The sequence below is a fragment of the Natrialba sp. SSL1 genome (assembly GCF_001861355.1).
In the GTDB taxonomy this organism is placed as follows: domain Archaea; phylum Halobacteriota; class Halobacteria; order Halobacteriales; family Natrialbaceae; genus Natrialba.
Genome location: NZ_MASN01000035.1, coordinates 512,899 through 526,792, shown reverse-complemented (window position 1 = coordinate 526,792; position 13,894 = coordinate 512,899). Strand labels below are relative to the sequence as shown.

General features: G+C 60.1%; 13 protein-coding genes. 4 read left to right on the top strand and 9 right to left on the bottom strand.

Going from position 1 to position 13,894, the window contains the following annotated elements; translation table 11 throughout:
* From BBD46_RS22230 to BBD46_RS13400, 3 genes are all read right to left on the bottom strand, one after another.
* Positions 1 to 175: aldehyde dehydrogenase family protein (locus BBD46_RS22230; RefSeq protein WP_139173594.1), on the bottom strand; the 175-nt coding region annotated here is incomplete at its 3' end.
* A gap of 143 nt (positions 176 to 318) precedes the next feature.
* Complete coding sequence (locus BBD46_RS13405) at positions 319 to 696, bottom strand: hypothetical protein (RefSeq protein ID WP_071402183.1); 378 nt, start codon at positions 694 to 696, stop codon at positions 319 to 321.
* Positions 697 to 774: 78 nt separating this feature from the next.
* Positions 775 to 1,584, bottom strand: a complete 810-nt coding sequence (locus BBD46_RS13400) for an RIO1 family regulatory kinase/ATPase (protein WP_071402182.1) — start codon at positions 1,582 to 1,584, stop codon at positions 775 to 777.
* A 334-nt stretch (positions 1,585 to 1,918) separates the two neighbouring features.
* Here BBD46_RS13400 and BBD46_RS13395 point away from each other — a divergent pair, with 334 nt between their 5' ends.
* Both BBD46_RS13395 and BBD46_RS23440 read left to right on the top strand, forming a co-directional pair.
* Positions 1,919 to 3,334 carry a DUF7544 domain-containing protein gene (locus BBD46_RS13395; RefSeq protein WP_071402181.1) on the top strand — a complete coding sequence of 472 codons (1,416 nt, stop codon included), beginning with the start codon at positions 1,919 to 1,921 and terminating at the stop codon, positions 3,332 to 3,334.
* 78 nt (positions 3,335 to 3,412) lie between these two features.
* Entirely contained in the window at positions 3,413 to 3,826 is a 414-nt protein-coding gene (locus tag BBD46_RS23440) for a hypothetical protein (protein ID WP_171908204.1), read from the top strand.
* Between the two features lie 9 nt (positions 3,827 to 3,835).
* Here the strand turns inward: BBD46_RS23440 and BBD46_RS13385 are convergent, their stop codons facing one another.
* The 5 genes from BBD46_RS13385 to BBD46_RS23355 all read right to left on the bottom strand — a co-directional run bounded on the left by BBD46_RS13385 (position 3,836) and on the right by BBD46_RS23355 (position 9,023).
* Complete coding sequence (locus BBD46_RS13385) at positions 3,836 to 4,660, bottom strand: DUF6517 family protein (RefSeq protein WP_071402179.1); 825 nt, start codon at positions 4,658 to 4,660, stop codon at positions 3,836 to 3,838.
* A gap of 115 nt (positions 4,661 to 4,775) precedes the next feature.
* A complete protein-coding gene (locus BBD46_RS13380) occupies positions 4,776 to 5,279 on the bottom strand; it encodes a DUF2062 domain-containing protein (RefSeq protein WP_071402178.1) in 504 nt (167 codons plus the stop codon).
* A 193-nt stretch (positions 5,280 to 5,472) separates the two neighbouring features.
* Positions 5,473 to 6,729 (bottom strand): Glu/Leu/Phe/Val family dehydrogenase, encoded by a 1,257-nt coding sequence (locus BBD46_RS13375; protein ID WP_071402177.1) that lies wholly within the window; start codon positions 6,727 to 6,729, stop codon positions 5,473 to 5,475.
* Positions 6,730 to 7,077: 348 nt separating this feature from the next.
* Positions 7,078 to 8,037 carry an HpcH/HpaI aldolase/citrate lyase family protein gene (locus tag BBD46_RS13365; protein WP_071402175.1) on the bottom strand — a complete coding sequence of 320 codons (960 nt, stop codon included), beginning with the start codon at positions 8,035 to 8,037 and terminating at the stop codon, positions 7,078 to 7,080.
* An 863-nt stretch (positions 8,038 to 8,900) separates the two neighbouring features.
* Complete coding sequence (locus tag BBD46_RS23355; RefSeq protein ID WP_256374985.1) at positions 8,901 to 9,023, bottom strand: hypothetical protein; 123 nt, start codon at positions 9,021 to 9,023, stop codon at positions 8,901 to 8,903.
* A gap of 212 nt (positions 9,024 to 9,235) precedes the next feature.
* On the opposite strand from BBD46_RS23355, the gene BBD46_RS13360 reads away from it, so the two are divergent.
* Positions 9,236 to 10,528, top strand: coding sequence for a Cdc6/Cdc18 family protein (locus BBD46_RS13360; protein ID WP_071402174.1), 1,293 nt, complete (start codon positions 9,236 to 9,238; stop codon positions 10,526 to 10,528).
* A gap of 260 nt (positions 10,529 to 10,788) precedes the next feature.
* Here the strand turns inward: BBD46_RS13360 and gdhB are convergent, their stop codons facing one another.
* Positions 10,789 to 12,066 carry a glutamate dehydrogenase GdhB gene (gene gdhB / locus BBD46_RS13355; protein WP_071402173.1) on the bottom strand — a complete coding sequence of 426 codons (1,278 nt, stop codon included), beginning with the start codon at positions 12,064 to 12,066 and terminating at the stop codon, positions 10,789 to 10,791.
* A 290-nt stretch (positions 12,067 to 12,356) separates the two neighbouring features.
* Between gdhB and BBD46_RS13350 the strand changes: the two genes are divergently transcribed.
* Positions 12,357 to 13,757 carry an NAD-dependent succinate-semialdehyde dehydrogenase gene (locus BBD46_RS13350; protein WP_071402172.1) on the top strand — a complete coding sequence of 467 codons (1,401 nt, stop codon included), beginning with the start codon at positions 12,357 to 12,359 and terminating at the stop codon, positions 13,755 to 13,757.
* Positions 13,758 to 13,894: the final 137 nt, after the last annotated feature.

Below are 13,894 nucleotides of genomic sequence, written 5' to 3'. Positions count from 1 at the left end.
CGTCGTTCGCTGCAGCCAGCGCAGCGTCGACGTCGTCTTCGGTGCCGCGCTGGAATTCCGCCAGCGTCTCGCCCGTCGCGGGATTTACGCTCTCGAACGTTTCCGAACCGCTACCGTCGGTCCACTCGCCGCCGATGTAGTGTTGGTTCACCTGCTCTGTTGCTTGCTGGCTCATACTCGACTATGACAACGAGCGACGTGAAAACGCTGCTGGTGGTAGCGGCTCGGAGCTAGTCAGTGGCGCTGTTCTGCGTCGGTTTCGAGTGTTCGAGGCTGGGTTCCGTGTCTGGTCCCACTCGGTTCCGTGTGTCCACCCACTCAGTTCCGTTCGAGTTCCCGCACCGGGCCACCTTCCTCGGCCGACTCGGAGTCGAACACGTGCTCGAGTTTGCGGTCCAGTTCACGCTCGGTGAGCTCGCCGCGGGCATACTGTTCGCGCAGGAACTCGAGTTCGGGTTCGTTCGATGTCGCTGCCTCACTGGCAGTACTGTCGAGAGCCGCGGTGGTAGTCGATTCAGTCGCCGATTGTGTATCGGTGGCGCCAAATTGCGCAGCCACGACGAACGCGAGGGCGAGCGTGCCGAGAAGACCGAGTACGGCAAGTGAACCAGGAACGCCTGCAGTGAGAGCAGCAACGACGACCAGCGGGAATCCAAGAACGAGTGCGAGGAGGGCGGCTGCCGTCCCGTTGTCCATCGGTCGTGTTTCGAGCGGTGAACGTGAAAGACTTTCGACGAGATGGTGGCTGTGGATCATGACGCGTTCGGGGCGTCCCTACTGACCACTCAGATCCGCTGCCTTCTCGAGTTCGCTCCGGAGTAAGGTCGAGTCGAACTCGTGATCCGGGCGGAGCCGAACGAAGTCGAGGAAGCGCCGGGCCGAGAGCAACTCCGACGGTTCGTAAACCGAGGAGGCGGCGAGGACGGCCTCGCGAGCGCCGATTCGTGGCTCCAAGATTGCGAGCGCACAGGCGAGGTCGTAGGCCGTCGTCTCCGCAACACGGTCCTCGTGGACGCTGGTCGCATCGATGAAGTACAGGTCGCCGTCACACAGCAGGATGTTCTCGTCGCGGAGATCGCCGTGAGCGAGCCCGTGGTCGTGTAGCGTCGCGAGCATTTCGAACAGTTCCGGCGCGCGGGCGGCAACCTCCCGGTCCGAAACCGTTCGCAGCGATTCGAACTCCGGGAGGTACTCGAGTACCAGCACACCGAGGCCGTTGACTTCGAAGGCTTCGATTGGGCGGGGGGCGTTGATGCCGATGGCGCGCATGCGCTGGGTGGCGTCGTACTCGTGTTCGACCATCTCGCGGGGAGTGTCGAAACGGTCGAAGAAGCCTTCGGTGCCGGAGGAGACGGCACCGACGTTGCGGCCGGTCGTCAGGAGCGCGTGGACGAGCGCGTTCTGGCGGGTGACGATTTTGACGAACCACTTCTCGTCGATGACGCAGGGGGTCGAAAGCCAGTTGTCGGCGTCGAGGAACTCGACACGGACGGCGTCGCGGTCGTGTCGTTCCGCCAGCGTGCGGATGACGCGCTCGATGCGTCCCCACTCGACCGTGCCGCGTGCGAGCTGGCGGAGATCCATTACTAGAGATGGTGTGGGCTCGGAGTTAAATGCGTCTCGAAGTGTCTCTACCGAGACGTGTCTAGGACGGTACTCGTTCGATCGTTCAACCGTCGGCTCTTTGGTGCTTCGTCCGTTCGCCACTCCGACCGTTCAACCGCTCGGCTCTTCGTCCGTTCGGCCGTTCACCCCCTAACCGTTCGACTGTTCGACCGTTCGCTCCCTAACCGTTCGACCGAGCGACCGTCACAAACACAGACGTGTGGACGACGAGAGTGGTGTCTGGAGCACCGTACGGGCGAATCTAAGCAGTACTGTTTTCATCGTTGCTCTGAGAGTACGACCTAGACCTAGCATGGACGCTGTGGATGACCTCGGTGATGCGATCGACGTGACGCGAGAGTTGTTGGTGCCGGTTCGGGTCGGCCGCTGGCTCAAGCTGGCGCTCGTCGTCCTCTTCGTCGGCGGCGGCCTTGGTGCAAGCGGCGGCGTGCCGGTCGGAGACGTCGAACCCCTGCTCGATCAGCCGATGCCGGCAGTCGAGACGGATGTCGATCCCGTTCCGGACGAGGTAATCGCCGTCCTCGGGCTGGTGATCGTAGCTGGCGTTCTCCTCTGGATCGCATACGCGATGGTCGGCGCGATCATGGAGTTCGTCTTCATCGAATCGCTTCGGTCGAATGCGGTCCACGTCAGGCGCTATACGCGAGCGAACGTCGGGCGCGGGTTGCGGCTGTTCGCCTTCAGAGCTGTTGCAGTGCTTCTGTTGAGTGGTGTGTTCGGGATCGCAGTACTGGCCACGTTCGGCGGCGTTCCGGACGCAAGTTCGCTCGCACTTGCCGGCGTCCTCGCGATTCCGCTGTACCTCGTCTACGCGGTCGTGATGCGTTTTACATCCGAGTTCGTCGCGCCCGTCATGCTCCTCGAGCAACGGGGCGTACTGAGTGGCTGGCGGCGGTTCTGGCCGACCGTCACCTCGAACTGGGGGAACTACGCCGTCTATCTGGCGCTGGTGTGGGTTCTGCAGTTCGTTCTCAACATCGTCGTCGGCTTCGTCGTCGTGATCGGCGCGCTTATCGTGGCGATTCCGTTCGTTGTGCTCGCCGTGCTCGCGTACGTTCTGGGCGGTGCCGGTGTCTACCTCGCCGTCGTGGTCGGTCTCCTCGGACTCCTGGCAGTGGTCGTCGTGTTCGCGCTCATCCAGTTGCCCATCCGGACCTACTTCCAGTACTACGCGCTGCTCGTCCTGGGTGACACCAACCCCGAACTCGATCTTATCCCGGACCAGCGCCGCGTTGCACGGACGGGCAAAAACGGCGTTACCGGTGCCGGTGAGACCGTCTCCCCAACCGACGGATGGGAACTGACTGGCTCGGCGACCGATAGCGAGCGAACGAGCAACGAAACGGGCGCGAACACCGGAACGGGTACGGATACAACGACTGGAATGGAAACGGGAACGGGAACAGAAACAGAAACAGAAACGAGCGGCCTACAAGATCCGAACACCAGTCCCGACAGCAACGAGGGGAGATCCGCCGACGATGCCGGCTTCTGGGGCGACAGCGAACCAACCAGCAACTGGGACGTCCCAGCCGAGAGTGACTCTGACCAAACGGATACGGAGAGCAGTGAGGACAGTACCGAAAGAAGCGACAACGGAACGGGTGACAAAACCGACGACATCGACGACACCAACGATACCAGCGACACCAACGACACCAACGATGCCGACGATGCCAACGCAGGCGACGACGGCCGCGGCTGGTGAGCACCAGACACCACTCTCATCCACTGCAATCTCGCCATCCCGTTTATCTCATCCGTCGGTGATGTCTCTCGAAAGCCGATGGGACCATCACCACTCGAGATCACGGTGATCGGACTGGACTCGAGTACCCACTGGCCCGCGCCCAGTCTCGAACCCGTCCGTCAAATAGGATCGAGTGACGGAGTGGGTAACGGAGTGGGTAGAGGTAGTGGAGATAGTTGGGGTAGCCTATTCGCCGGGAGTGGACTGGCTGGTGGCGGCAACGGATTTCGATGGGGTGTGTTCGTCGCCGGATGCTGTCTGATCCTACTCGGTGTCGTCGGCGTTCGATACGCGCCGGCGATCGTCCGTGCGCAAGCGAGCGAAGGGATGACACCGGTCGAGGACGACCAACTCGAGGAGACGGATCGGATTCGTGTGACGAAAGGAACGAGCGTGGTTTTTCTGGTTGTCGGAGTGGTGCTCGTCGGGTATGCGAGTGGGGTTGTCTGAGGTGCGTTGTTAGCTGATCGTGGAGAGAATGCCGTCGTCATCGTCGTCATCCTCGGTATCGTCTTCATCGTCGTCTGTCTCGTCGTCGCTGTCATCATCGTCGGCGTCGCCGTCGTCGTCGTCACCGTCGGCAGCCGTATCATCGCCTCCATCACCGGTCTCCCCATCATCGTCGCCTGTCTCCTCGTCGATGGCAGGAACGACACCCTCCATAAGCGCGAAGATGTTTTCCTCTTCTTGCCAGTCGAGATCCCGCGGATAGACACCGATCGTCACGAGCAGGTCCTCACCTGCTTCGACTGCCTCGGTGATATGGAGCGCAACATCGACATCGGTGCCGTCGAACGACGCGTCGGCCGAGAAGCGAGACTGTGTGGTGGACTGGTCGGCGACAGTCGTCGAGGACTCCTCCTCGAGTTCGACGTTGTTGATATCGTCGTAGTTGCTCGCAACCAGTTCGACGAGTTCGTCCGTCGACATATCAGAGACCGGGTTGACTTGCTGGCCCAGAACCGAAACCTGTGGCGTCGAGAGCACGATGAAGACGGCACCGCGTTGACGCCCGAGTGGGCCCATATCGACTGCCTTCTCGTGTTCGGTCATGTAGTTCGTCACCACGACCTCTTCGGTCGCGATGCTGGCTCCGACCTCCTCGCGGACGACGAGGTCGTCGATCCGCGTCTGTTCGTACTCCGTCTCCGACCGGACGGATTCGTCGACACCTGCTGGTGCTGCCTCGTGCGTCGCGAGTCCAACGAGATTGAGACATCCAGCGAGTCCGGCGAGGCTGGCGGTACCGATACCACCCAGCATGGTTCGACGATTCAGGTCCATAGGGAAAATCTCACGTTGGTTCATAAGTGTTTATTGGATTCGAGACTGTCACGCAACGGACCAATACGCATATCGACAAACGGTCTCCGCTGGGTCTGACAGGTCACGAACCGGGCTACTTCCGTTTGAACGCGCGAAGAACCAATGAGCCCACCGACAGATTGGTCAGTCGACCCTGCCGTGCGTGCTGGGCACGCGTCAACCAACGGACGACGACGTAACTCACCCCAGTGAGGGCCACTGCGATGAGCAGATTTCCGACGAGTAGCTGACGGATGGCTACCCCGGCCGACTCAGCCGCCGTCTCATACGAGACAACCGGATCAGTTCCAAGGATGAACCCGCCAAGCGTGATACTCGAGACGTACACTGCCGGTTTGACGAACGGGTTGAGCACTGCTGCGGAGGCGAACAGTGCCGGTGTCGAGATCCACGACCAGAGGCGACCGAAGACGACGAAGAGTCCGAGTCCCAGTCCGCCAGTCGGCATCGCCGTGACGAAGATACCGAGTGCGAAACTGGCTGCAACCTGGTGTGGCGTATGCTCTTCTTCGAACGCCTGTCGAAGCTTTGCGCGAGCAGTGGCGCGATAGTGGCCCAAGCGATCCCGGAGACTCACGTATATCTATCCGTCTCCCTCGTTCGACCCAACGTGCAAAAAGCTACCGAGAGTCAAGGAAAGACATCGACGATCCGTCAGGTTCACACCCTGGTTCGGACACCGGCCACGTCTCAGAAGTGACAGTGTATATGGATGACAGCGGATATGAACGACAGCGGGTATGGACGATAGCAGCGATGTCGGACGGTCGTTACGGGAACGAGCCCGCTTCGTCGTACGCGTCGGCGACGCGCTGCAGCGCAACGACGTACGCAGCGGTCCGTGGATTATCCAGATCGTGTTCCTCGTAGGTCTCGACGAGTGCATCGAACGCCTCGACGATAATCGTCTCGAGTTCGTCGTTCACGCGCTCTTCCGACCAGGAAAAGCGCTGGCGGTTCTGGACCCACTCGAAGTACGACACGGTGACACCGCCTGCGTTCGCGAGAATATCCGGGATAACGAAGACGTCCTTGTCTTCCATCACCGCGTCGGCTTCGGGCGTCAGCGGTCCGTTCGCGGCCTCCGAAATGACATCGGCAGAGACCTCCTCGGCGAGTTCGCCGTCGATTGCGTTCTCCAGTGCGGCCGGAATGAGCAGGTCAACGTCCAGCGTGAGCACGTCCTCGTTGGTGATCTCCTCCTCGCTCTCCTCGTAGCCGACGATACTTCCGGTCTCGTTCTTGTGTTTTTTCGCAGCGACCGGGTCGAAGCCGTCTGGGTTGTAGATGCCGCCACTCGAGTCGCTTGCGGCGACGACCGTCGCGCCCATCTCGTCGATCAGTTTGGCGGCGATCCAGCCGGCGTTGCCGTACCCCTGTACGGCGACGGTTGCACCGTCGAGGTCCTTGTCGAGGTAGTCGAACGCCTCGCGGGCGGCGAGTACGGTCGAGCGACCGGTTGCCTCGACGCGGCCTTCGCTGCCGCCGCTGGCGATGTTCTTGCCCGTGATGACGCCGGGTTCGGTGGTGTTCTCCAGCGTCTCGTAGGTGTCTTTGATCCAGTTCATCTCCCGCTGACCGGTGTTCACGTCGGGTGCAGGAATGTCGCGGTCGACGCCGATCAGGGGTCGTAGTTCGGTTGCGAACGCGCGGGTGAGGCGTTCGAGTTCGCTCTCGGAGTATTCTGCGGGATCGACGATAATCCCACCCTTGCCACCGCCGTAGGGGATTCCGACGGTCGCACACTTGTAGACCATCCAGCCCGAGAGCGCCTTGACTTCGTCGCGGGAAACGCCCGGGTGGTAGCGGATGCCGCCCTTGTACGGCCCGCGGTCGCCGTTGAACTGCGAGCGGAAGGCTTTGAACCGTTCGAGGTCGCCATTGTCGAGTTCGACCGTGAGATTCGTCTCGAGCACGCGCTCAGGGTGCTTGAGCCGCTCGATCACGTCGTCGCCGATGTCGAGATGTGCTGCCGCATCGTCGATTTGCGACTGCAGACTCTCGAACGGGTTCGTATCTGCTGCCATTAGACGGCTATTCCGCAGAACCGAAAATAAGCGTGACGAACATCATCCATAGTAAGTAAAACACAATATAAGGATTATAGTCGTGTTTATATCTGATACAGGTGTTGGCACCGATCCTGCAATCGATGTTGCTCTCGACGCTAAGACAGGTGTTGCTCTCGGCACTAAGACTGGTGTTGTCTTCGGCTCTAAGGCAAATGTTGTCCTCGACTCGCATCTACCTCGGAGACGCCCCTTAGACAGTGTCACCCTCGACTTTGGGGCGGGGATTGGGACGGTGCTACAGACGGAGCAGGCCGAGTGCCTCAGGACTTGACCCCGAGGCGGTTCACTGCGGGTGGTAGCAACTCACGAATCGGCCGCAGCCGCCCGTTCACGAATTCGCTCTGCCTGTGCGATCAACGGCGCATCGATCATCTCCCCATCGACCTCGAAGACACCACGTCCCTCGGCGTCTGCCTCTCGCTTCGCCTCGAGGACAGCCGTCGCCCACTCGAGTTCCTCGGCCGTCGGCGTGAACGCCTCGTTGATCGGGGCGACCTGGGCTGGGTGGATCGCCAGTTTCCCATCGTAGCCGAGTTGAATCGCGAACTCCGTTTCCTCGATGAGTCCGTCTTCGTCGCCGAAATCGGTGAAGACCGTATCGATCGCCTGGCAGTCGTGTGCGGCGGCCGCCACGACGACGCGCTCGCGTGCGTAGAGGACTTCCGTTCCCTCGTCGGTCCGCGTCGCGCCCAGATCCGCCGAGAGGTCTTCGGCACCGAACAGGAGGGCGTCGGTTTCGGGAACAGCCACGATTTCCGGTGCTGCGAGCACGCCCCGTGCGTTTTCTATCAGTGCCAGGATGGGGATCTCGAGTGCGTGGGACTCGAGTTCCGCCGCAAGCGTGTGGACGTCATCGGCGGAATCGGTTTTGGGGAGCATGACGCTATCGAGGCGGAGCTCGGTTGGCGAGCTGGCGGTATTGGTGTCGGTGTTAATGTCGGTGCCAGTGACATTACTGGTGTCGGTGTCAGTGGTATTGTTACCGTCAGTGTCAGTACCAGTTCCAGTGCCGCCGCCCGCGATAACCGCAAGGTCGGCCGTCAGTTCGTCGACGGGGGCGTTCACCCGGACACAGACCTCACAGTCGGGATCGAACGTTGGATCAGTCAGAACCTCACGAACGGTTTCTCGTGCCGATTCTTTCTCCGTCGGTGCAACTGCATCTTCGAGATCGAAGACGATGGTGTCAGCCCCTGCGCTGGGTGCCTTGCGGAGCATATCCGGCTGGTCACCGGGTGTAAAGAGGATACTGCGTCGTACCATAACTGACTGTGTGCGTACCACTACTGTCAATGTATGGGACATGGGTGAGGAAAGCGGATCGGGGTTGGGAGTGTCGAGGACGGAGATATTGATAAAGACACATTGGGGAAGGGATGGGGTAGGTGAGGACGTTGGATGGGGGAGCAAGAAGTGTAGAAAGCGGGCCCCTCTCTGAGGAGACACCCCTCATTCAAAGTGAAATCGGATGGGAGGGAACTGAATGGGTTGTGTGGCGGTTTTCACTCTGAATTGGGGGTGGACGATTGGCGGAAGCAGTGTCACTCTCGAGTCATGGAGGAGGCTAAATACGAGACTCGAAAAGATCCGACAGAGAGTAGGACAAGATTGGAGAGAAGGAGGAAGTATAGGGTGGGAGTAAAAGCGGGGTAGAAGTAAGAGCAACAGGCGTGAGCGAGGAGAAAACAGAGATGGAAAGCGAGTAAGAGAGTGAGTAAGAAAGAGTGGAAGCGTCGAAATCCGACAGGCGAAACAGGATTTACCCCCAGGGACCCCTCATTCAGAGTGTATCCTCTCTGTGGGAGGGTGGGGGTGGAGAGAGCGAGGGGGAGTTGCTGATTGCTTCGGGTCTCTGCCAACGTTTGGTATGAGTTTCTAGTATTCGGAACCTGTTGCTGGAACCACAACATTCAAACTATAACTAGAAACGATTCTAGACTAGAATACATACTGAAGATTTGCTGTTGAATCGATAATCTACAGTGGAACCGCCGATGGTGTGCCAATGACGTGCCGATGACCTATCGGGGATAACAGTGAGGGATCGGTCGCTGGAGAGCCACCTCCCTCCAGCGGTACTATTTGATACCGCTCTTTCTCACGTCTCTTACCTCCTTCACTCGCCCTTATTTTCCCTCCCATCTCCTCCATTCACTCTTCTCTCTCCTCTCACCATCTTCACCCGCTCTCAGTTCTCCTCTCACCACTCTCACTCGCTCTTCTCTCCCACTTACTTCGCTTTCTCCCATCACCCTCCCTTCCTCTCCCACATCACCCCCTATTCATCGCTGCCTTTCACTCTGAATCAGGGGTGGGCCTGTTCACCACTGATTCGTTCGTTCACATCTTGTATTTCAGCCGTTTCCAGCGCTACTGCAGTCAAATAGAGCCCAGTCGTGATTCATTATCAGTCTGCATTCTTTCCCATGGTTTTATAATACCGGTCTCCCAGAATGGAAGCATGGCTGATACGGCCGGTGGGGACCCGCTCTTCCAATCTCACGATCCGATCTTCAATCGGAAGGAACTCCTCCACGTCGGGCACGTCCCCGATGAGGACCGGATCGTCGGTCGGGACAACGAAATCCAGTCCGTTGCCGCCGAAGTCGGCGCGATCACGCGCGGCGATCCACCGAACAACGTGATGATCTACGGCAAAACCGGAACCGGGAAGAGTCTCATCTCCCGTCACGTCGCCACGCGAGCCCAGGACGCCGCCAGCAGCAACGAAATCGACTGTGGCGTCCTCTACGTCGACTGCTCCGAAGCGAATACGGAGACGCGTGCGACCCGCCAACTCGCCCTGAGTCTCAAAGAACAGACCGGCTACCAGGACCACATCCCCCTTCGTGGCGTCGGGACCATGGAGTACTACCAGCATATCTGGCGTATTCTGGAGTCCTTCTTCGACGCCGTCATCGTCATCTTAGACGAGATCGACAAACTCGATAACAGCAACATCCTGATGCAACTCTCCCGCGCCCGCGAAGCGCGCAAGACTGACGCCTACATCGGCGTCATCGGCATCAGCAACAAGGTTCAGTACCGCGAAACCTTAGACGAGCGCATCGACAGCAGCTTCGGCCACCGCGAACTGTTCTTCCACCCGTACGATGCCTCCCAGCTCCGCGAAATCATGCGCAACCGCGAGGACGCCTTCCAGCCCGACGTCCTCGAGGATGGGACAATCGAACTCTGTGCTGCACTCGCAGCGAAGAAACACGGAGACGCACGTAAGGCGATCGAGATTCTGAAGGAAGCAGGCGAGTTGGCGCGGCGCACCGGGTCGGAGTCGGTCTCGGAGGAACACATCCAGCAGGCCCAGGAGGTAGCCGAGATCAACCGTATCGAAGAACTGACCAGCGGTGCGACGGTTCACGCCAAACTCGCACTGTACTCGCTCGCGAGTCGCATCATCACGGGCGATCGCGAGACGTACAAGACGCGGGAGATCTACCAGCGCTACGTCGGTATCTGCGAACTGGTCGCAAACGATCCGATCACGGAGAATGGACTCTATCGCCAGCTCAAGGAACAGGCGTTCCTCGGCGTCATCGAGTCTGAAAAGACCGGCGGCGGCCGTTCACAGGGGAGTTACCTCCTCCATCGACTTGTGACGGACCCGAAGCACATTGTCAAGGCGGTCAAACGCGATTCCTCACTCGAGGACCTGCCGTCCTACGAGCAACTCGCAAATGGTGGCGACTCCTCGCGAGAGCACGACGTGGAGACGGATCTGTCTTCGTTCTCGTGACGGAGCTATCCTCGTTCTCGTAGTTTTTGGTCACGCTTGTCTCGCACTGTCGTTCGTACTCGAGTACAGTCTGAACGACGGGGGTGGGGGAGAAACGTGGGTGGTTGCTACACAGACTGTGTGAGCCGGTTGCTCCGTCGTGCGGTGTGGGGACGGTACAAATCGGTGAGTGTCTGTGTGACGCTTTCAGTCTGAATTGGGGGTCTGGGTTTGTGTCTGAGCCTGGGCCTGGGTGTAGGTCTGTGCCTGGGTGTGGATAATTACGGCCAGAGCCCGCGTGCCTCGTGTGCTTCTGCGATGCGCTGTAATGCGACGATGTACGCCGCATCGCGCCAGGTCACGTCGTTGCGTCCGTACTCGTCACAGACCGCGCCCCAGGCGCGGAGCATCTCCGTCTCGAGTTCCTCGTGGACGCGTTCCAGACTCCAGGCGCGGCGGTTGATGTCCTGGAGCCACTCGAAGTACGAGACGGTGACGCCGCCTGCGTTCGCGAGAATGTCCGGGATAACCGGAATGTCCCGACTTTCGAAGATCTGGTCGGCCGTCGAGGTCGTTGGACCGTTCGCCCCCTCGACGATCATGTCGGCGTTGACGTTGCGCGCGTTATCGCCGGTGAGTACGTTCCCAATCGCGGCGGGGATGAGCACGTCGACGTCGAGTTCGAGTAGTTCCTCGTTGGTGAGCGACTGTGGAGCATTGTAGCCCGAGACCATGCCGGGTGTTTCGTCGTGATCTTCTACGTCGTTCGTATCGAGGCCGTCTGGGTCGTAAATTGCGCCGTCGATGTCGGAGACGGCAACGATGGAGGCACCGCGTTCGTCCAGATAGCGGGCGGCGTTCGCGCCAACGCTGCCGAACCCTTGTACGGCAACAGTCGTTTCGTCGAGATCCCAGTCGTAGTAGTCGACCGCCTCCGCAGTGATGATTCCGACACTCCGGCCGGGCGACTTCTCACGACCCTGGGAGCCACCGATAACTGGCGGCTTGCCGGTCACGACGCCAGGCGTGGTTTCGCCTTCTTGCATCGAATAGGCGTCCATGAACCAGGCCATCGTCTCGGGATCGGTCCCCATGTCCGGTGCCGGGATGTCTTTCATCGGGCCGATAACGGGTCGAAGCTCCTCGGCGAACCGACGGGTGAGGCGCTCTTTCTCGTCCGTACTGAGGTCTTTGGGGTCGACGACGACGCCACCTTTCGCGCCGCCGAAGGGAAGGTCCATCACGGCACACTTCCAGGTCATCCACATCGAGAGACCGACACACTCCTCTTCGTTGACGGCAGGGTGATAGCGCAGTCCGCCCTTGTAGGGTCCACGAACGCTGTCGTGGTGGGCGCGGTAGCCGGTGAACATCTCGCGCGTGCCGTCGTCGCGCTCGAGTGGAATCGTGACTCGGTAGACGCTGGTCGGGTGACGAAGCCGCTCGACGATGCCCTCGTCGACATCCAAGTGTGCGGCCGCACGCTCGAGTTGGCGACGGGCTGTTTCGACTGCGCTTTCCTCTTCGTCGGGTTCCGTTGTCGGTTCGGCTGCGGTCATAGTGAGAGTGGTGAAGGCTGTACCCGCACAAGACGACGATCAGACGACAGCTCGACTGAACGTGGCCATCCCACGTCGTGTCGGCGTACTGAAACCGCCGGCGGGTGTAGATGTGTGAGTTTCCGACCCACCGTCATAACCCTTGTTACTCCCTCGTGATTCGTGCAATACTTGCTCAATAGGGCGGCCATTGACGGACCCCATCCGCTAGTACCGCCGGCAATACAGAACTGTTCGGCAGGAGAGAACTGCCCGTTCGTTTGAAGCAGTTCCTCGTGGTCGGCTTTCGTATGTCTATCGAGAGTACGAACCCGGCAACCGGCGACGTAATCGAAACGTACGACGAAACGGATGCGAGCGAACGCGAGGATCGACTCGAGCGCGCACAGGCTGCGTTCGAGGAGTGGCGTGACGTGCCAATCGAGACGCGCCAGCGGTTGCTCGTGAATGCGGGCGACATGCTTCGGGAGAACACCGAGGAGTACGCCGAGTTGATGACGCGAGAGATGGGAAAGCCGATCGAGCAGGCCCGCGCCGAGGTCGAGAAGTGTGCCTGGGCCTGTGAGTACTACGGCGAGCACGCGGCCGAGTTCCTGCAGGATGAGGTGGTCGCAGGCGATCCGAACGCCCGAACGGTCGTCGCACACCAGCCGCTTGGACCGATCCTCGCGATCATGCCGTGGAACTTCCCGTTCTGGCAGGTGTTCCGATTCGCCGCTCCGAACCTCGTTGCGGGGAACGTCGGCCTGTTGAAACACGCCTCGAACGTTCCTGGCTGCGCACGCGCGATCGAGGATATCTTCAGCGAGGCTGGCTTCCCCGAGGATGTCTTCACGACGCTATTACTCGACTCCAGCGAAATCGAGGCGGTAATCGAGGATGAACGTGTTCGGGGAGTCACGCTCACCGGAAGCGATGGTGCAGGCCGTGCAGTCGCCGAAACCGCCGGTAGCGAACTCAAAAAGACCGTCCTCGAACTCGGCGGCAGCGATCCGTTCGTGGTACTCGAGGACGCCCCGTTGGACGAGACGGTCGAGACAGCAGTTCAGGCCCGACTCCTGAACTCGGGACAGTCCTGTATTGCGGCGAAGCGGTTCATCGTCGTCGAGGACGTCTACGACGAGTTTGTCGATCGCTTTACTGAGGAGATGGACGCGCAGGATGTCGGCGACCCGTTGGATGAGGAGACCGATATCGGTCCGCAGGCGCGGCCGGATCTGCTCGACCAACTGCACGAGCAGGTAGAGAACACTGTCAAGCAGGGTGGTGAGATCCGGTTGGGTGGCGAACCGATGGACCGCGAGGGTGCGTTTTACCCGCCGACCGTGCTGACCGACGTTCCCGAGGACGCACCCGCCGACCAGGAGGAACTGTTCGGTCCCGTCGCAACGGTGTTCCGGGTTCCCGACGAGGCGGCTGCGATCGAGAAGGCTAACGATACCCGATTCGGTCTCGGCGCGAGTGTCTGGACTGACGATCTGGAACGCGGCGAGCGCGTTGCCCGCGAGTTCGACTCGGGACTTGCGTTCGTGAACGAACTCGTCAAGTCCGATCCACGGCTGCCATTCGGCGGCGTGAAGGATTCGGGCTACGGTCGCGAACTCGCCCGCGACGGTATCCGTGAGTTTACCAATACGAAGACGATCTGGGTGCAACAGGACGCTGGTGAGGAGTCAGAACTGGTGGAGTGAGTGGGTGCTGTAGAAGGCACTCTGTAGTCGTTGTAGTCGTTGTAGTAGCACTAGTAGTACGCTTTCACTCTGGCCAGTGCGTCGGCCATGGTGACGGCACAACAGCGGTTGAGCGCCACCACTACACTATCTTTTTG